This window comes from Streptomyces sp. NPDC006435, from assembly GCF_040612315.1.
Classification (GTDB): Bacteria; Actinomycetota; Actinomycetes; order Streptomycetales; family Streptomycetaceae; genus Streptomyces.
Window position 1 is genome coordinate 1 of record NZ_JBEXPY010000003.1, and the last position, 18,328, is coordinate 18,328.

Genomic DNA, 18,328 nt, shown 5'->3' on the forward strand with positions numbered 1-18,328 from the left:
ATGACCTACATCGCCAAGGGCGCAGGCACCGGCCTGTCCAAGATCGGCGACATCACCAAGGGCCTCAAGGGCATCGGCAACATCGAAATCCCCAAACTGCCGGACGGTTCGGTGCAGTTGCCCGACGGCCGTCTCCTGGATCCCAACGGGAACCTGATCGCCCCGAACGGCGTGGTCGACACGACTCCGATCCCGCACGACACCGTCCCCGGCACCTCGGGCCTGCCGACGTCCTGGCAGATCCAGCAGCCGGTACCGGCGGGCGTGCACGCGGGGAACGGCATACCCGACATGCCGTCGTACCCGCCCGGCGGCGGCTTCGACAACGTGTCGTACGGTCCGGGGAGCCACGTCCCGGGCGGCAACCAGGTCCCCGGCGTCAGTGGTCACGTCCCCACCGACCACTTCCCCACCACCCCGGGGCACAACCTGCCGCCCAACGGGTTCCACGGCCCCGGCAACGACCTGCCCGGCAGCACCCCGCACACACCGGACGCCCCGCACACCCCGCACAACGACGGCCCCAACGGCCCGCACGCCGACGGCCCGCACAACGGTGGGCACGACAACCCGTACGGCGGGCACACGGACGACGCGGCCGGTCACACCGACGACGCGGCGCACACGGGCGACCACGGCAACCCCGGCAACCACTTCGACCCGCACGGCACCGCCGACGACATTGCGCACGGCGCCGACGACGGCACCCCGCCCGGCGGCCACCACGACCCGGACGGGGCGGGCAACGGCGGTTCGGGGAGCGACTTCACGTACAAGCCGCACATGTCGGCCGACGACTTCGACGACCTCAGTACGGCCGAGAAGCACCGGGTAGCCGCAGCCGAACTCGCTGACGGCACGGTCCCGTTCTCGAACGATGTCGCGGCGATGCGGTACGGCCAGGACTACTGGAACGACTACGTGGACAATCTGGACCCGTCCGCGAAGCAGGCACTCTGGGACTACACCGGTGAGACGTTCCCGTCGTACCACGACATGAACGGCTACCTGCGCGGCAGTTCGGGGTACGGTCCGCGGCCCGAGGTGCTGCACGACATCGCCGAGATGGACCGGGTCATGTCGACGCGGCCGGTGCCCGACGACATCATGGTCGTCCGGGGCACCGGGCTGGGCCACCTCGACCTGGACTCCCCGTACGACATGCTGGGCGAGACGTATCCGGACAAGGGCTACACCTCCACGTCCCTCGGCAACCACCCGGTGGACAGCTTCGCCGGCAAGGAGGCGATCCTGCACCTCCGTGTGCCGAAGGGGACGCCCGCCCTGTGGCTGGAGAAGGTCTCCAAGTTCGACGCGTCGGAGCGGGAGCTGCTCCTGGCCCGCGGTTCCGAGTTCAAGGTGACCCGCGTCTTTATGGAGAATGGCCAGGTCCAGGTCTACGGCGAGGTCCTGCCGAACAAGGGAGTGGCGCACTGATGAGCAGCGAGCAGCAGCCGAATCCGCGGCTGAACGAGGATCTGTTGTTCAACCGGGCCCCCGGGGGTCCGCCGCGCTACGGCTCCCGGTCCGACAAGCCCGTCCAGTACCTGACGGTGGCGGACCGGTCCGGCGGGGTCATCGGCTACGTATGGGCGAATGACGCGGACGACGCGGCCGGCTGGCTGGTCCGCAAGGCGGGCGGCGACGAGGCGTTCAACAAGGGTGGCCGGTGGGCCCGGAAGCTCCACGACGCGAAGGCCCGGGGGCTGGCCCCGACCGCCGCCCTGGCGGAGATGATCGCGCAGTCGGACCCGGCGAACAGCAGCCACGTCGTGCCCGGCTCCCTGACCGAGGCGCCGAACGCCGATGCGGTCAGGAGCCTCGCCGACACGAGGTGACCATGACGCGCGGATCCGACACACCGCGTTACCGCGGCACGACCGGCGGGCCGGTCCGGTATCTCACCGTTGCCGATGTCCGGGGCGTGGCCATGGGGTATTTGTGGGGCAACGACGAGGACGACGCGGCCGGTTGGTGTCTGCGGCCGGGCGGTGACTCGGCCGGGGTCGGTGACGGGGTCGTGTGGTCCGGGAGGCTCGGGGAGGCCAAGGCGCGGGGGCTCGCTCCCACGGCCGCCCTCGCCGAGCTGGCTGGTGGTACGGGGCCGGGGGCCGTCGGCCGGGTCGTGCCGGGGCCCCTGGTCACGGCTCCTTCCCTGGACGCCCTGAAGGAGCTGGCCCGTGTCGTGACCGGGGCCGACGACCGGCGGCTGCTGGAGCGGCTCGACCGCGAGAACGCCGGTGCGTGGCGCGAGCTGCGGGAGGCGCATGCCGCGCTCACGGACGAGGACCGCGACGTGCGGTGGTCCGAGGGCGGGAAGCAGCCCGACGGCACCTGGCGCATGAGCTACCCGCTGCACGGCGAGCGGCTCCGGCGGCTGGTGGGCGCGCTGTCCGCCGTCGGCGCGGTGACGCCCGCCTACCTGTGGCAGGACAACCCGCCGCCGGTCGCGCCCGCCGACGGCCGGCTGGGTCCGGCCGACGCGGTGCGCGCGGCCACGGCCGTGGTGCGCGGGGAGCGGTTCTGCGACGGGACGATCGCGCGGGCCGCGGGCGACGGCCTGCTCGACGCCGTGGCCGGGTCGTTGTGCGCCTGGTACGAGGCGGCGGGCGACGGTTCCTTCGGCATTCCGTAACGAACACGTAATGCCCGTTCACCGGGCCCGCTCACGCTTCGACCCGGGCTGTACTGCCCGATCGCACATGCTCTATGTTTCAGGAGTTAATCAGGGGGATTCCCGTATGGTGCGCCGTCGGCCGAGCGACCGGGACCGACGCGGCGTATGACCGACGCAACGTACGACTGAGGCAACGGACGACGAGACGAATGGCACGGGATTACGACAGCCAGCTCCTGGAGTCGGTGGCGGTCCGCCGACGCAGGATGCGGGACGCGCTGCTGTTCGGCGCGCAGCGGGCACGACGCACGGCCGACGAGCGGCTCGGGAAGGTGTTCGCGGGGATCGCCATCACCGCCGTGCTGTGCGCGGGGTGCGTGGGATGGTCCTTCATCCAGAACATGATGGAGAAACAGAAGGCCGAGCAGCAGAAGCAGCAGCGCCAGGAACAGCAGTACCAGCAGCCGACGAAAACGGCGCAACCGGATAAAACCGGGGAATCGACGAAGAATCCCCAATGAATCTCTAATTCCGGAAAATAGAGAAAGAGTTCCCCGCAAAGGGGACGGAGAAGGCGCTAGTAGCATGGGCACGCCAAGCTGCCCGACTCCTCAAACGTCGCGATGATAGGTTCCCGTCAAGTGGTGAGCACAGCAACGACTTCCCGAGCGCAGCTCAGCCGGGTGACCCTGGTCGGTGAGCGACGCCGGGCCGATATCGTCCTGCCGTCCGATACCCCGATCGGGCAGCTGCTGCCGGACATTCTGCAGTTGCTGGACGACCGGGCGGCGGCACGCCCGATGACACGGCAGTTGATCACTTCGGACGGTTCCGCGCTGCCGCACGACAGCACGCTGTCCTCGGTGGGGATCGCGGACGGTGCCGTGCTCCGGCTCGTCCGGGCCCACTCCGCACCCCCCGCCCCGGTCGTGCACGACGTCACCGACCTGGTGGCCGACGACCTCGATCTGCAGACCTGGCGCTGGCGCCCCTCCGCGCGCCGGACCAGCGCGGGCGTGGCCTCCGTCGCCTTCGCGGTGGTCGCCGCCCTGCTCGCCCGTCGTGAGTTCGCCCTGGACGCCCTGAGCAGCGTCCTCGCGGCCGCCACGTTCGTCCTGCTGGCGGCCGGTGCGCTGATCGCCAAGATCGGCCGGGGGAACCGGGGGCTGGCGACCGCGCTGCTGCTCGCCTCCGGCAGCCTCGGCATCCTCACCGCCTGGACCGCCGCGGACGCCTACGACTGGTCGGGCACCGCCCGGCTGGCCGCCGTGGCCGGGGCGCTGGCCCTGACGCTGGTGCTCCTCGGCTACTTCTCGCCGCTCGGCCGGGGCGGGCTCATCGGGGCCGCCGCCACCGCCGTGATCACCGTGGTGTGGGAGGTCGTCGCCGCGGTCCAGGGCGATCTGGCCCGGCTCGGCGCGGTGATGGCCGTCTTCTCCGTCGTCCTGCTCGGTCTGCTCCCCCGGCTCGCCCTGGCGGCGTCCGGGCTCACCGCGCTCGACGACCGCCGCTCCGGCGGCACCTCCGTCAGCCGGCACCAGGTGGGCAACGCGCTGGCGGCCACCCACCGCGGCCTCGCCCTCGCGACCGTGGTCACCGCGGTCTCCGCCGTGGCCGGCGGCTGGCTGCTGACCCTGGCCGACAAGCCGTCCGTGTGGACCGTGGCGCTCCCCTCGCTGGTGGCCCTCGTGCTGCTCTCGCGGGCGCGGGCCTTCCCGCTGGTCGCCGAGGTCGTGGCGCTCTTCGCCGCCGCGGCGGTCCTGGTCGTGCGCCTGGTCATGCTGTGGATGCAGCACGCCGGGGGCGCCGGACCGCTCGCCCTGCTGTGCGTGGCCGCGGTGCTGCCGCTGCTCGTCCTGGCGGTGCAGCCGCCCGAGCACGTGCAGGTCCGGCTGCGGCGCATGGCCGATCTGGTCGAATCCATCGGTGTGGTGGGGCTGTTCCCGCTCGCCGTCGGTGTGTTCGGCGTGTACGGACAGCTGCTCAACAAGTTCTGAGTCGACTCGCAGGTGCTCCCGGCGGGGCAGCAGGGCGAAAAAGAAGGGCAGACATGCCGAACGAAGACAACTGGCAGGGCGATGTGCTGCGCGCCATGAGGAGCAACTCCGCCCAGGAGGGCACGCAGGGCTCCGGCGCCCAGGGGTACGGCACCCCCGCACAGGCCCAGGACCAGGGGCAGCAGGCGTACGGCACTCCCGCACAGGGTCAGGTCCAGGGGCAGCAGGCGTACGGCACTCCCGCGCAGAACCAGCAGAACCAGGCGTACGGCGTTCCCGCCCAGGACCCGGCGTACGGCCAGGGCGGTCAGGCGTACGGCACACCCCAGCAGTACGCCGGGTACCAGGAGCAGCAGGCCCCTCAGCAGCCTCAGCAGCCTCAGCAGTACGCCGGGTACCAGGAACAGCAGCAGCACCAACAGCCCCAGCAACACCCCGGCTACCAGGGCCAGCAGCAGGCCGCGTACGCCGGTTACCAGGAGCAGCAGCAGGCCGTCCCGTACGCGGGCCACCAGGAACAGCAGGCCCCTCAGCAGCCTCAGCAGTACGCCGGGTACCAGGAACAGCAGCAGCACCAACAGCCCCAGCAACACCCCGGCTACCAGGAACAGCAGCAGGCGGTGGCCGCGCACGCCGTCGCGCAGCCGCAGCCGAGCCAGGCCCCGGCCCAGACGCAGGCCCAGGAGCAGGCCGCCGCGTACAAGCCGGGCACCCGCTCGCACCACACCCCCGACTCCCGGCCCGTCGTGGACCGGAGCCTGGCCGCCGTCGGGCTCAAGGCCCGGCGCGGGGAGCCGTTCGCCGCGCGGGCCGCGCGCGCCCTGCGGGTGAGCGTGTCCTCGTCGGCCGCGCGCGAGGTGGCCAGGACCACCGCCACCGCCGAGACGCTCCAGCAGCCCGTGACCACCGGCCGGCAGATCGCCGTCACCTCCATCCGGGGCGGCGCGGGCAAGTCCACCGTCGCCGCGCTGCTCGGCACCACCTACGCGCACTACCGCCAGGACCCGGTCCTCCTCGTCGAGGCCGACCCGGCGCTCGGTTCGCTGCCGCTGCGGCTCGGCGCCGAGACGCTGCGCTGGACCACCGGAGACCTCGCGGGCATCATCGAGCCGCAGATGTCGCTGCTCGACATCACCGGCTACCTCGTCCAGCTCCCCGGCAACGCCTGGCTGCTGCCCGGCAGCCAGGGCCAGATCGGCGCGATGCTGGACAGCCGGGCGTACGAGCGGGTCATGGTGTCGCTGCGCCGCTACTTCGGCGTCACCGTCGTCGACTGCGAGACGCTGCCCGCCGAGGTCGCCCGCGTCGCGCTGTCCGCCGCCCAGGCCCGGGTGCTGGCCGCCCCCGCCACGCTGGAGGGCGTCACCAGCACGTACGCGGTGCTCCAGTGGATGCAGTCGCTGCCCCGGCACGTAATCGCCGGCACGGTCGTCGTGCTCAGCGAACTGGTGCCGCACCCCGGGCTCGACCTCGACGAGGCGGCGAAGAAACTGGAGGCCACCGGGGCGGGCGTCCGGGTCCTGCCGTACGACCGGCACCTGGCGGCCGGCGGCGAGATCCGTACCGAACTCCTGGCGCACGCGACCAGGGAGGCCGCCACCCGGCTCGCCGCGGACGTGTTCCGGCTCTCCCAGCAGCAGCACTGATCACCGATCGGCACCACCACCGCTCCCCCGATGCCGAGCCCGACCCCGAGTGACGGACGACGATGAGTACCCGACTGATCCACCGCCCGGCCAGGACCACCCGGCCGCCGGCCGCCTCCGAGGCGCGCACCATCGAGGCGCCGCCGAACCTTCCCGAGGGCAAGTCGGGCAACATCGCGATGTCGTTGTTGCCCGTGGCCGGGGTGATGTCCTCGGTCGTGATGATGACGGTGGTGCGCAACAGCCAGTTCGCCGGGCTCGGGGCGATCATCCTCCTCGTCACCGTCATCGGCTCCCTGGTGCTCGTCTTCTCGCAGCGCGGCAAGGCCCAGCGCACCCGCCGCACCCAGCGCGAGGCCTACCTCGCCTACCTGGAGGACCTGCGCGAGGAGCTGTCGGTCGAGGAGCGCGAGCGGGCGGAGCGGGCCGATGTGCTCAACCCGCCGCCGCACGCCCTGTACGACATAGTCCGCGATCCGGCCCGGCTCTGGGAGCGCCGTCGGCTCGACGGCGACTTCCTGCGGGTGCGCGTCGGCACGGGCGAGATGCCGGTGCGTGACCTGAAGGTGGCCCAGCAGGGCTCCTCGGTCCTCTCGCCGCCCGACACCTTCATGCTCAACGAGGCGTCGGCGCTGATGGACCGCTTCCGCACCGGCACCGAACTCCCGCTCACCGTCCCGCTCGACCGGGTCGGCAACATCAGCGTCATCGGTCCGCGCGAGGACTGCCTGCGCGTCGCGCGCGCCCTGCTCGTCCAGACCGCCGCCACCCACGCCCCCGACGACGTCGCGATGGCGCTCGCCGTGCCCGGTGACCGGCTGGCGGACTGGGAGTGGGCCAAGTGGATGCCGCACCTGCTCGACCCCGAGCAGTTCGACGGCCCGGTCGCCGCCCGCCGGATCGCCCCGTCCCCGCCCCAGCTCGCCCGCCAGATCGGTCCGGAGCTGCGCCGCCGCGCCTCGTACGCGGCCGAGGTGCGGCGCGGTCTGTCCGGCAAGGACGCGCTGTCCATGACGTCCCGGCTGCTCGTCGTGACCGACGGGCACGGCGAGGACGCGGTCGAGCTGCCGCGGCCGGACGACGCGGTCGGGCTGCGCGAGATGGGTGTCAGCGTGCTGCACCTGCTCGAACAGCGCATCCAGGAGCCGGGACACGTCAGTGTCCGGATCACCGTCGACGGCGACGGGGTGGTCATCGAGGACCTGCGCGAGCGGGAGCCGATCAGCGCCCACGGCATCGTGGACGAGGTCGGCATCCCGTTCGCGGAGGGTCTGGCCCGGATGCTGGCGCCGATGCGGCTGTCCGCCGAATCGCTGGTGGACGCCCCGCTGTCCGGCCCCGTCGACTTCGCCGACCTGCTCGGCATCGACGACGTGGCGCGGCTCGACCTGTCGCGTCTGTGGGCGCCGCGCGGCGAACGCGCCTTCCTGCGCGTGCCGATCGGCATCAGCGACTCCCACCAGCCGGTGCTCCTGGACCTGAAGGAGTCCTCCGAACTGGGCATGGGCCCGCACGGGCTGTGCGTCGGCGCCACCGGTTCCGGCAAGTCGGAGCTGCTGCGCACCCTGGTCCTGGCCCTGGTGGCCACGCACCCGCCGGAGGACCTCGCCCTGGTCCTCGTCGACTACAAGGGCGGTGCGACCTTCGCCCCGTTCGCGGAGCTGCCGCACGTGGCCGGTGTCATCACCAACCTGGAGAACCAGGCGGGCCTCGTCGAGCGGGTGCACGCCTCGCTCGCCGGTGAGGTCAAGCGCCGCCAGCAGGTGCTCAAGGACGCGGGCAACGTCGCCGACATCGGTGACTACGCGGCGCTGCGCGCGGACCGGCGGCCCGACCTGGACCCGCTGCCGCACCTGTTCGTGGTGATCGACGAGTTCGGTGAGCTGCTCACCGCGAAGCCGGACTTCATCGACCTGTTCCTCTCCATCGGCCGCATCGGCCGGTCCATCGGTGTGCACCTGCTGCTGTCCAGCCAGCGCATCGAGGGCGGCAAGCTGAAGGGCCTGGACACCTACCTCTCGTACCGGCTCGGGCTGCGCACCTTCTCCGCCGACGAGTCCCGCACCGTCCTGGACACCACGGACGCCTTCCACCTGCCGCCGCTGCCCGGCTTCGGCTACCTCAAGGTGGACACCAGCCACTACGAGCGCTTCAAGGCGAGCTACGTCTCGGGCGCCTACCGGGGCCCCGTGCAGCGGGACGAGGAGCAGGACTCCGGGCCGCTGGCCCTGGAGTACGAGGCGTTCAACACGCTGGCCGAGCCGGAGACCGCGGCCGAGGAGCCGAAGGTGCGGCGCCGGGAGACCGGGCCGACCGAGATGGGCGTCGTCGTCGACCAGCTGCGGGAGGCGGCCGGTCCGGTGCGCCGCATCTGGCTGCCGCCGCTGCCCGGCGCCATCGCCCTGGACAAGGTCGCGGGGCCGCTGGACGTGGGTCCGCGCGGGATGCAACTGGCCCGGCGCAAGGGCCCGTTGCAGGTGCCGCTGGGTCTGCTCGACGACCCGACGAAGCAGTGGCAGGGGCAGTGGTACCTGGACCTGACGGTGGCGGGCGGTCACGTCGCGATCATCGGCGGTCCGCAGTCCGGCAAGACCACGCTGCTGCGTACCCTCGCCCTCTCGCTCTCGCTCACCCACACCCCGCAGGAGGTCGGCGTCTACGGCCTCGACCTGGTCGGCGGCGGGCTCCAGGCGATCTCCGGGCTGCCGCACGTCGGCGGGGTCGCCGGGCGCGCGGACCGGGAGCGCGCGGGCCGCACCGTCGAGGAGGTGCGGGGCATGCTCGCGATCCGCGAGGAGCTCTTCCGCGAGCACAACATCGACTCCGTGGAGCAGCTGCGTTCCCTGCACACGGCGGGCCGGCTGCCGCAGCTGGCCTCGGCCGAGATCGTGCTGATCATCGACGGTTTCGGTGCGCTGCGCGACGACTTCGACGAGCTGGACGACGCCGTCGTCGACATCCTCAAGCGCGGTGGCGGCTACGGCATCCACGTGGTCGCCGGCATGCTCCGCTGGAACGACGTGCGCATCGCCACCCAGTCGAACTTCGGCACCCGGGTCGAGCTGCGGCTGAACGACCCCAGCGAGTCGAGCGTCGACCGCAAGCTCGCCCAGACCCTGTCGCCCGACGAGCCGGGCCGCATCCTCACCGACAACAAGCTCTTCGCGCAGGTGGCGCTGCCCCGTACGGACGGTCTGGCGGACGCCTCGGACCTGGGTTCCGTACTGGAGCACACCGCCCGCACGATCCGGGCCACCTGGAGCGGCGAGGTCGCCCAGCCGGTGCGGATCCTGCCGCACGTCCTGGAGCCGCACCTGCTGCCGGGGCCGGTCGCCGAGCCCAAGCGGGTGCCGATCGGCCTGGACCAGACGGCGCTCGCGCCCGCCCTGCTCGACCTGTTCCACCACGACCAGCACCTGCTGATCCTGGGCGACAGCGAGTGCGGCAAGACCAACCTGCTGAAGACCGTCGCCCGCGGCCTCATCGAGCGCTACGGCGAGGAGGAGCTGGTCTTCGCCGTCATGGACCCGCGTCGCGGGCTGCGCGGCGCGATCCCCGAGGAGTTCCGCGGCGGCTACGCGTACAACCCCAAGATGTGCGCGGGGCTGGCCGCCGGGATCGCCACCGAGCTGGAGAAGCGGCTGCCGGACGACCGGGCGGACACCGAGGACCTGGAGCCCGGCAGCTGGGGCAGCGGTCCGCGGATCGTGATCCTCGTCGACGACTACGACGTGCTGACCACCGCTGGCCAGGCGCCGCTCGACCCGTTCCTGCCGTACATCCCGTCCGCCGTGGACATCGGGCTCCACTTCGTCCTGACCCGCCGGGTCGCGGGCGCCTCGCGCGGCATGTACGACCCGCTGATGCTGGGGCTGCGCGAGTCGGGGGCCTCGGCGCTCCTGATGGCGGGCGACCGCAGCGAGGGGCAGCTGTTCCCCGGTGTGTACGCGACCCAGCAGCCGCCGGGACGCGGTGTGTTCATCCGCAGGGGCCAGCCCAACCGCCTCATCCAGACCGTGTACACCGCGGAGTGACGCACCGGGCGGCGGTCCCGTGCCTACGGGCCGCCGCCCCCATCGCGCCTTCGCACCCCGGAAGAAGAAGGAACGGCCGACCACATGACCAAGGACGTCATCGCCCTCACGCCGCGCATGCCCGACCCGTTGACCGTGCTCGCCGGTCTGCTCTCGGGCGGCCCCGACAAGCTGGTGGGGACGACGGGCGAGGACGCCGTCGTGCAGCTCTGCGACGAGGAGGGCCGGCCGCTCGTCTCCGTCGAGGCGCCGATGCTGGTGCAGGTCGCGGGCGAGGCCGAGCGGCTGCTCGGGACGACCGCGCCCCCGGTCCCGTACTGGTGGACGGAGGCCCGTGCCACCACCGGTGTCCAGGAGGCCGAGCTGCTCGCGGGGACCTTCGCGGCCCGGGTCGCCACCATGGCCGGGGGTTCCGCCTGGCCGCCGGAGGCCACGCGTTCCCTGGCGGTGGTGAAGAGCGAGGGCGTGCGCGCGGTGCCCACGCCCGCCGCCGCGCAGCCCGCCGTCGACGTCCTCACCGACAAGGTGGCCGTCATCATCCAGGACCGTCCGGTGATCGCCATGACGGCCTGGCTGGCGGACGCGTTCCGGGCGGCGGCCAACGCCGAGCTGGGCATCCAGATCGTCACGTCGCCGGGCACCATGCTCTCCCCCGCCGTGCGCAACAGCCTGAGCGGCTGGCCGTCGCGGTGGGTGGTGCAGGACGAGAAGGACGGCTACTACGACGGCCTGTCCGGTGCCGTACTGCGCTGGCAGCACGGCATGTTCGCGCCGGTCGAGTCGCCCGACGCCGGCCCCGACGACCTGCGCACGCCGGTGGCCGCCTCCTACGGGGAGGTCTCGGACACCGGTGAGCGCCAGCTGGCCCTCACGTTCCGCACGGTCCACCCTGCGGACGACCGGCTGGTGCTGGGCGGGGCCCTGGAGGCGGTGTGGCAGGAGCTGACCGGCACGGACCCGGCCGGCTGGGGCACCGCGGAGCCCGCCACCCTGCCCTGGTCGCTGCGGCGGCTGACCGACGTCGCCTTCGAACGGTCGCCCGAGCCGACCTGGTTCGTGGTGGTCGGCGGCCCGGACCGGCCGGGCCTGGCCACGATCCGCGTCAGCCGCACGAAGGGCGGGGTGGAGGAGGAGGTCACGCTGGCGTTCGGTTACGGACCCGGCGAGGAGCCGCCGTTGGAGGCCCTGCCCCGGGCGGCCGAGGTGCTGGCGACCCGTCACCACCTGCAGTCGATGCTGGTCCAGATCCGCAGGGCCCGCCGTGACCTGGCCGTTCCGCCGCGATTCGAGGGGCCGGGCGTACCGGTGGCGTTCGTGCTCGGCGCGGAGGAGGTCCGCGAGATGCCCGGTGACCGCGCCCGGCGCACCCCGCTGTCCGAACCCCCGGTCCAGCTCGGCCCGAAGTCCCGCCCCGCGCTGTACTACCCGCTGCCCGGTGACCCGTCGGACCTGTCGGGCTGGCAGGACTTCGAGCGTCTGATGCGGCATCTGAAGGGCGCCTGAGAGCTCCGGGCGCACCGGCCGGGCGGACTGCCGGGCCGGAGGCGGCCGAGTCGGCGGACTGCCGGGCCGGGCTCGCGGCCGGCAGATCACCGAGTTCGCCCCGAAGGACCTTCGGTACGGGTTTGTCCCGTTCTGAGGGCCCTTTGACATACCTATTTGAGCCAAATATGAAGGCCCCGGCCCGACCGGTGGATGCCCGCCCCGGGAAGACAGGAACCGCTCAAAGCCGTTCACCGGATTCCGGCGATCAAACAATTTCGGTCACAAACGACTTCCCTCCGTCGTCCACACGGGGTTGACTGGGAGTCACGCATGGTGATGCCACCGTCCTGCACCGAGGGCGATTGCCACCGCGGGCCCCGCGGGCCCGACCCCGATGCCCAGGAATCCGGCGGAGGAGAGTGAGCAGGGATGACTGCCGCGTCTCGCACGGTACGTCTTCGGCCGCGGCCGCCGGGAGCGGGCGGCCCGGCCCCGCGGCACTTATCCGGCACAGGCTCCGAATTCGGCCGGATATCAGCCCGCACCCTTCATCCGTACCGTTTCCACGAGGGGCACCAATGAGCCAGATCGCGCTGCCGACGTTTCATATGCCGTTCCAGAGCGCCGGATGCAACCCAGGTATCGAGGAGACCAGGGAGGCCGTGTGGGAATGGGCCGAATCGAACGGTCTCGTGCTCTCCCCCGCGGCCCGGAAGAAGATGATCCGGACCAGGCCCGAGCTCTGGATCTCCCTCATCTTCCCCGAGGTCCCGCAACAGCACCTCGACCTCTTCTGCCAGTGGCTCTTCTGGGCCTTCCTCGTCGACGACGAGTTCGACGACGGACCCGCCGGACGTGATCCGCACATGTGCGAGACGGCGATCGACCGGCTGGTCTCCGTGCTGGACGGCGGACCGCCGCACGGGGCCATGGAACGCGCCCTCGTCGGGCTCAGGGCCAGGACGTACCGGGACCGTTCGGCGCGCTGGATCCGGCAGTTCCGGCGGGACACGGTCGCCTGGCTGTGGACCTATTACGCCGAGGCCGTGCAGCGGGCCGCCGGACAGGTGCCGGGCCGGGACGAGTTCGTGAAGCACCGCCGGGACTCGGTGGCCATGCAGCCCTTCCTCGACCTGCACGAGATCGCCACCGGGATCGACCTCCCGGAGTCGGCCCGGAGCCTTCCCGCGTACATCGCCCTGCGCAACGCCGTGACCGACCACTCGGGGCTGTGCAACGACATCTGCTCCTTCGAGAAGGAGGCGGTGCTCGGCTACGAGCACAACGCGGTGGCCCTCATCCGGCGCGAGCGGGGGCTGACCCTCCAGGAGGCCGTCGACGAGGCCGGGAAGCAGCTCGCGGGAATAGCGGAACGGGTACGGCTCGCCGAGCGGGAGCTGACCGAGCAGATCGCGGCGGCCGGCATCGAGGGCCCCACCCGGATCGCGCTGGAGCGGTGCGTGCGGGACTACCGGGGCCTGGTCCGGGGCGACTTCGACTACCACGCCCGCGCCGAGCGCTACACCCGCCCCGACCTGATGGAGGTCGACGACCGGGACTCCCTGTCGGGGTTCTTCGCCGCCTGACGGCCGGCTGACGGCCGCCCGGCCGGCTGCCCGGGTCCTGCCCGGCCCGGGGGCGTGGCCCGGGGACGCCGTCGACAGACCGGCGCCCCCGGATCACGTCCTCGGATCACGTCCTCGGCGGCAGCGCCCTGAGCGCCAGCGCCCAGCCCAGCCGGGTCTCGCCCGACTCCGCGGAACGGCCGGTGAGTTCGGCGATCCGGCCGATGCGGTTGAGGACGGTGTTGCGGTGGCAGTAGAGCCGCTCGGCGGCCCGCGCCGCCGAGCAGCCGCTGTCGAGCCAGACCCGGAGCGTGCCGAGCAGCGTGTCGCGTTCGGCCGCCGTGTCCAGGACGGCGCCCAGGTACGTGGTGACGATGCGCCCGGCGATCTCCGGGCGGTCGACGAGGAGGATCTCCGCCAGCCGGTCGTCGAACGCCGCCGCCTCGCCGCTCCCGGCGGGGAGGGTGCGCAGGGCCTGTTCGGCCAGGCGCAGGGCCCGGCCCGCGCGGGCGAGCCGGGCGAACTCCGGCGACACGCCCGCGGTGGCGCCGGTGTGCTCGCGCAGCAGGTCGAGCAGTACGTCGTACTCCTCCGCGGCCAGCCGCACGATCCCCTCGTACCGGCCCGATCTCGGCCGCCAGAAGGACCAGATGCCGTGGTTCTCCAGGGCGGCCCCCGGGTTGGGCGCCGCCGCCGGGTCCTGGGCCGCCGCGACGACGACGTACCGGTCCCGGACCGGCACCCCGAGCGCGGCGGAGGCCGCCGACGCGACCGCCGGGTCGTCCCCGCGCCCGTCGAGCAGGGCCTCGAAGAGGGCGGCGCGACGGGTGTCCTGACGGCCCTGCATCTCCAGCCGGGTCAGCCGGTACGACTCCGCCATCGCGAGCGAGTAGCGGTCGATGGTCTCCCACAGGGCTCCCGCCACGTCGAGCTCGGTGTCCCGGCCGGCCGCCGCCGCGGCGGCCACGACGCCCCCGGCCCCGTCGGCGTCCCCCGGCCGTCCGGCGCGCGCCGCCCGCAGGTGCTCGGCCATCACCTGCCACATCACCCGGCCCCCGCGCCGGTAGGCCTGCAGCACGGTGTCCAGCGGCACGTCCTGCTCCGCGCGCCGCCGCCCCGTCTCGCGCGCCGCGTGCTCGAAGTCCTCCCGGCCGGGCGGCAGTCCGCCGAAGTCCTCCAGGGCCCGTCGCAGGTTGTCGCGGCAGATCTCCCACAGGTCGTCCCGGCTGACGGGCGTGCCCGACGCGTACGTGCCGCTGTGCGCGTGGATGTCGGCGACGACCCGCCGCGTCAGGTCGTCGATCCCCGGCAGCAGGGCGTCGGCCAGGGCGCGGCGCAGCTCGTCGTCGGTTCCGTCCCGGCCGTCGGCGCGGGGGCTCCGGGCTCCGGTTTCGTCCAGCATGCGGGAAGGCTAGCGTCGTCCCTGTCAGGTGGCTGTTAGGCGGTTGCCTTGCCATGCCCATCCCCAGGGGGCCACTGCCCAGGTGGACCGGGCACACGGTGGGCACCTGCACATTGTGCCGGGCGGGGCGGCGGCCGATTCTGGGCATCAGCAGCCGTGCAACCACCGTGTTCCCGCCACCTGGAGCTCCTCATGTCCCTCAGCGTCGCCGCCGTACTCGGCGAATCGGTCCACCGGCACCCCGACCGCGTCGCCGTGGTCGATTCCGGCACCCGCGTCACCTACCGGGAGCTGTGGGCCGGGGTGCTGGAGCACGCGGGCGCGCTGCGGGCGGCCGGGGTGCGGCCCGGGGACCGGGTGGCGGTGCTGCTGCCCAACACGGCGGACTTCCTGTACGCGTACTACGGGGCGCTCGCCGCCGGGGCGACGGTCGTACCGGTGCACGGGCTGCTGGTGGCCGAGGAGGTGGCGTACGTGCTGCGGCACAGCGGCTGCGTCCTGCTGATCGGCGGCGGCGCGCTGTGGCCGGTGGCCGAGGAGGGGGCGCGGGCCGCGGGGGTGCGGGCCGTGCGCGGCGTCCCGGCGGGCGGTGCCCCGCTGCCCGAGCCGGAGCCCGCGGCACCGCGGGACGTGGCCGTGATCCTCTACACGAGCGGCACGACCGGACGGCCGAAGGGGGCCCTGCTGACCCACCGCAACATAGTGACGAACGCGTCGGTGGTCTCCGACGACCTGCTGGACCTGGCCCCCGACGACGTGGTCCTGGGCTGTCTTCCGCTGTTCCACAGCTACGGGCAGACCTGTGCGATGAACGCGACGCTGCGGGCGGGGGCCGCGCTCGTGCTCATGCCGCGCTTCACCGGCGCGGGCGCCCTGGAGCTGCTGGCCGCCGAGGGCGTGAGCGTCTTCATGGGCGTGCCGACGATGTACCACGCGCTCGTCGAGGCCGCCGCGGCGGAGGCCGGCACCGCGCCCCGGCCCGTCCTGCGCGCGGCCGTCTCGGGCGGCGCCGCGCTCCCCGTGGCCGTGCTCGAACGCTTCGAGGAGGTCTTCGCGACCCAGGTCCTGGAGGGCTACGGGCTGACCGAGACCTCCCCCGTCGCCACCTTCAACCAGCCCCGGACCGGCCGGCGCCCCGGCACGGTGGGGCATCCGATCCGGGGCGTGGAGGTCGGTGTCGCGGACGCGGCGACGGAGGACGCCGTGGTGCTGCTGCCGGACGGGGAGGTCGGCGAGGTGGTGGTGCGCGGCCACAACGTCTTCGCGGGGTATCTCGACGACCCGGTGGCGACGGCCGCCGCGGTGGTCGACGGCTGGTTCCGCACCGGGGACCTGGGGGTGCGGGACGAGGACGGCTTCCTGAGCATCGTCGACCGGAAGAAGGACCTGATCATCCGGGGCGGCTTCAACATCTACCCGCGCGAGGTGGAGGAGGTGCTCGTACGCCATCCGGCGGTCCTGGAGGTCGCCGTGATCGGTGTGCCGGACGAGACCCGCGGCGAGGAGATCTGCGCGGTCGTCGTGGTGCGTCCGGACGCGGACGGGGTGACGGAGCAGGACGTGATCGCCTGGTCCCGGGAGCGGCTCGGTCGGCACAAGTACCCGCGGATCGTCCGGTTCGCCGAGGCGTTGCCGCTCGGCCCGACCGGGAAGGTCCTCAAGAGGGCGCTGACGGCCGCCGCCACCTCCTCCTGATCCGTCGTGCTCCCCCGCCCGCACCACGCCACCCCGCACCGCACCGCAGAAGGGCCGAAGCCACCCATGACCGCCGTACCCCCTCCCGCCCCAGGTCCCGGTCCCACGTCCGCCCCCGGGGCGTCGCCGCAGGTCGAAACGGTCCACGGAACCGTGCGCGGGACGCTGGAGCGGGGCGTCCGCGTCTTCCGCGGCATCCCGTACGCGGCCGCGCCGGTCGGCGCCCGTCGCTTCCGGGCGCCGGAGCCGCCCGAGCCCTGGGAGGGGGTGCGGGAGGCGGTGGCGTTCGGGCCGACCGCGCCCAAGCGGCCGTACTCCCCGCCACTGGACCGGCTGCTGCCCGACCCCGACGTGCCGGGCGAGGACTGCCTCAACCTCAACGTCTGGGCCCCGGACCCGTCCTCGGACCCGGACCGCACCGGGCTGCCCGTCCTCGTCTGGATCCACGGCGGTTCGCTGCTGCACGGCTCGTCGGCCGTGCCGCTGTACGACGGGGCGGCGTTCGCCCGTGACGGCGTGGTCCTCGTGTCGGTCAACTACCGGCTGGGTGTCGAGGGGTTCGGGGTGTTCCCGGACGCGCCCGCCAACCGGGGGCTGCTCGACCAGCTGGCGGCGCTGGCCTGGGTGCGGGACAACATCGCGGCGTTCGGCGGCGATCCGGAGCTCGTCACGGTGTGCGGCGAGTCGGCGGGGGCCGTCAGCATCGCCGCCCTGCTGGCCGCCCCGCGGGCGAGGGGGCTGTTCCGGCGCGCGGTGCTGCAGAGCGGTGCGCCGACCGCGCTGCGGCCGGACGACGCCCGCCGCACGACGGAGCTGGTCGCGAAGCGGCTCGGGGTCCCGGCGACGGCCGCGGCGCTGGCCGCGGTGGACCCGGCCCTGCTGCTCGACGCCCAGACCGGGGTGACGGCCGGCGGTTCCCCGCTGACCGGCGGGAACTCGTTCCAGATCGTGGTGGACGGCGATCTGCTGCCCCACGACCCGCTGGAGGCGCTGCTGGACGGGGCCGCGGACGACGTCGATCTGCTGATGGGTTCGAACGCCGAGGAGTACCGGCTCTGGTTCGTGCCGAGCGGTCTCACGGAGCGGCTGTCCCGGATCGGGCTGCGGATGGCCCTGCTGAAGTTCGGGGTGCCGCGCGCCACGGAACGCGCCTACCGCGCGAACCGGCCCGGTGCCACCCCGGGCGAGCTGCTGGGCGCGCTGGCCACCGACCTGCTGCTGCGGGTCCCGCTGAACCGGCTGGCCGACGCCCGGACCGGCGCCCCGGGGAGCACCCACGTCTACGAGTTCGGCTGGCCGTCGCCCGTGCTGCGGCTCGGCGCCTGCCACGCGCTGGAGATCGGTTTCGTCTTCGACACCCTGGACCGGCCCGACGCGATCGCCCTGGCCGGTGCGGACGCCCCGCAGGAACTGGCGGACGCGATGCACGCGGCATGGGTGCGGTTCGCGGCCTGCGGCGATCCCGGCTGGCCCGGCTGGGACGCCGGCCGCCCGGTGATGGGTTTCGGTCCCGGCGCGCCCGCCGTGGTGCACGCCCCGCGCGACGAGGAGCTGCGCGGCTGGGCGCCGTACCGGCAGCGGTCCTGACGGACGGCGCGGGCGGCCCCCGGCCCGTGGTCCTTCCGGGCCCGTGGGCCGGGGGGCCTCCGGGCCGTCAGCCCTTGTTCTGCGCCGCCCAGAACTCGTCGAACGTGAGCAGCCCGTCGCCGTTGGCGTCGTGCGAGTTGATGACCGCCTGGGCCACCGTCTCGGTGACGTAGGGGTCGCCGAGCTGAGCCATCACGCTCTTGTACTCGGCGGCCGAGATCAGCCCGTCGTTGTTCAGATCGAACCGCTGGAATGCCGTGCGCGCCGACTCGATGTCCGCCACAGTTCCGCCCCTTCGTA

General features: G+C 73.1%; 13 protein-coding genes. 11 read left to right on the forward strand and 2 right to left on the reverse strand.

Annotated features, from left to right (window positions below; translation table 11 throughout):
- The 9 genes from ABZZ04_RS04295 to ABZZ04_RS04335 form a co-directional block, all read left to right on the forward strand.
- Positions 1-1,437 (forward strand): ADP-ribosyltransferase (locus ABZZ04_RS04295; RefSeq protein WP_356930669.1); only part of this gene is annotated, 1,437 nt, incomplete at its 5' end.
- A complete protein-coding gene (locus ABZZ04_RS04300; RefSeq protein WP_356930670.1) occupies positions 1,437-1,838 on the forward strand; it encodes a hypothetical protein in 402 nt (133 codons plus the stop codon). The genes ABZZ04_RS04295 and ABZZ04_RS04300, both read left to right, overlap by 1 nt.
- A gap of 2 nt (positions 1,839-1,840) precedes the next feature.
- The gene (locus ABZZ04_RS04305; RefSeq protein ID WP_356930671.1) at positions 1,841-2,635 is read left to right on the forward strand and encodes a DUF6508 domain-containing protein; all 795 of its coding nucleotides are present in this window, start codon (positions 1,841-1,843) and stop codon (positions 2,633-2,635) included.
- A 191-nt stretch (positions 2,636-2,826) separates the two neighbouring features.
- The gene (locus ABZZ04_RS04310) at positions 2,827-3,138 is read left to right on the forward strand and encodes a hypothetical protein (RefSeq protein WP_148839336.1); all 312 of its coding nucleotides are present in this window, start codon (positions 2,827-2,829) and stop codon (positions 3,136-3,138) included.
- Between the two features lie 102 nt (positions 3,139-3,240).
- A complete protein-coding gene (gene eccD / locus ABZZ04_RS04315; RefSeq protein ID WP_356930672.1) occupies positions 3,241-4,614 on the forward strand; it encodes a type VII secretion integral membrane protein EccD in 1,374 nt (457 codons plus the stop codon).
- Positions 4,615-4,667: 53 nt separating this feature from the next.
- Positions 4,668-6,260, forward strand: coding sequence for a MinD/ParA family protein (locus ABZZ04_RS04320; protein ID WP_356930673.1), 1,593 nt, complete (start codon positions 4,668-4,670; stop codon positions 6,258-6,260).
- Between the two features lie 62 nt (positions 6,261-6,322).
- Positions 6,323-10,294, forward strand: a complete 3,972-nt coding sequence (gene eccCa / locus ABZZ04_RS04325; RefSeq protein ID WP_356930674.1) for a type VII secretion protein EccCa — start codon at positions 6,323-6,325, stop codon at positions 10,292-10,294.
- A gap of 84 nt (positions 10,295-10,378) precedes the next feature.
- Positions 10,379-11,797, forward strand: coding sequence for a DUF6177 family protein (locus ABZZ04_RS04330; RefSeq protein ID WP_356930675.1), 1,419 nt, complete (start codon positions 10,379-10,381; stop codon positions 11,795-11,797).
- Between the two features lie 560 nt (positions 11,798-12,357).
- The gene (locus ABZZ04_RS04335; protein WP_356930676.1) at positions 12,358-13,365 is read left to right on the forward strand and encodes a terpene synthase family protein; all 1,008 of its coding nucleotides are present in this window, start codon (positions 12,358-12,360) and stop codon (positions 13,363-13,365) included.
- Positions 13,366-13,471: 106 nt separating this feature from the next.
- Here the strand turns inward: ABZZ04_RS04335 and ABZZ04_RS04340 are convergent, their stop codons facing one another.
- Positions 13,472-14,746: a helix-turn-helix domain-containing protein gene (locus ABZZ04_RS04340; protein ID WP_356930677.1), complete on the reverse strand. Its 1,275-nt coding sequence runs from the start codon at positions 14,744-14,746 to the stop codon at positions 13,472-13,474.
- Between the two features lie 192 nt (positions 14,747-14,938).
- Between ABZZ04_RS04340 and ABZZ04_RS04345 the strand changes: the two genes are divergently transcribed.
- Entirely contained in the window at positions 14,939-16,441 is a 1,503-nt protein-coding gene (locus tag ABZZ04_RS04345; RefSeq protein WP_356930678.1) for a long-chain fatty acid--CoA ligase, read from the forward strand.
- 66 nt (positions 16,442-16,507) lie between these two features.
- Positions 16,508-18,028, forward strand: coding sequence for a carboxylesterase family protein (locus ABZZ04_RS04350; protein WP_356930679.1), 1,521 nt, complete (start codon positions 16,508-16,510; stop codon positions 18,026-18,028).
- Positions 18,029-18,095: 67 nt separating this feature from the next.
- Here ABZZ04_RS04350 and ABZZ04_RS04355 read toward each other — a convergent pair whose 3' ends face one another.
- On the reverse strand, positions 18,096-18,311 hold the full coding sequence (locus tag ABZZ04_RS04355) for an EF-hand domain-containing protein (RefSeq protein ID WP_283854128.1): 216 nt from the start codon (positions 18,309-18,311) through the stop codon (positions 18,096-18,098).
- Positions 18,312-18,328: the final 17 nt, after the last annotated feature.

What these genes read in the sequence shown, in the direction of transcription:
- ABZZ04_RS04330 (WP_356930675.1), top strand. Translation starts at nt 10,379, where the DNA reads ATGACCAAGGACGTCATCGCCCTCACGCCGCGCATGCCCGACCCGTTG.
- ABZZ04_RS04350 (WP_356930679.1), top strand. Translation starts at nt 16,508, where the DNA reads ATGACCGCCGTACCCCCTCCCGCCCCAGGTCCCGGTCCCACGTCCGCC.
- eccCa (WP_356930674.1), top strand. Translation starts at nt 6,323, where the DNA reads ATGAGTACCCGACTGATCCACCGCCCGGCCAGGACCACCCGGCCGCCG.
- ABZZ04_RS04300 (WP_356930670.1), top strand. Translation starts at nt 1,437, where the DNA reads ATGAGCAGCGAGCAGCAGCCGAATCCGCGGCTGAACGAGGATCTGTTG.
- ABZZ04_RS04340 (WP_356930677.1), bottom strand. Translation starts at nt 14,746, where the DNA reads ATGCTGGACGAAACCGGAGCCCGGAGCCCCCGCGCCGACGGCCGGGAC.
- ABZZ04_RS04335 (WP_356930676.1), top strand. Translation starts at nt 12,358, where the DNA reads ATGAGCCAGATCGCGCTGCCGACGTTTCATATGCCGTTCCAGAGCGCC.
- eccD (WP_356930672.1), top strand. Translation starts at nt 3,241, where the DNA reads ATGATAGGTTCCCGTCAAGTGGTGAGCACAGCAACGACTTCCCGAGCG.
- ABZZ04_RS04310 (WP_148839336.1), top strand. Translation starts at nt 2,827, where the DNA reads ATGGCACGGGATTACGACAGCCAGCTCCTGGAGTCGGTGGCGGTCCGC.
- ABZZ04_RS04345 (WP_356930678.1), top strand. Translation starts at nt 14,939, where the DNA reads ATGTCCCTCAGCGTCGCCGCCGTACTCGGCGAATCGGTCCACCGGCAC.
- ABZZ04_RS04305 (WP_356930671.1), top strand. Translation starts at nt 1,841, where the DNA reads ATGACGCGCGGATCCGACACACCGCGTTACCGCGGCACGACCGGCGGG.
- ABZZ04_RS04320 (WP_356930673.1), top strand. Translation starts at nt 4,668, where the DNA reads ATGCCGAACGAAGACAACTGGCAGGGCGATGTGCTGCGCGCCATGAGG.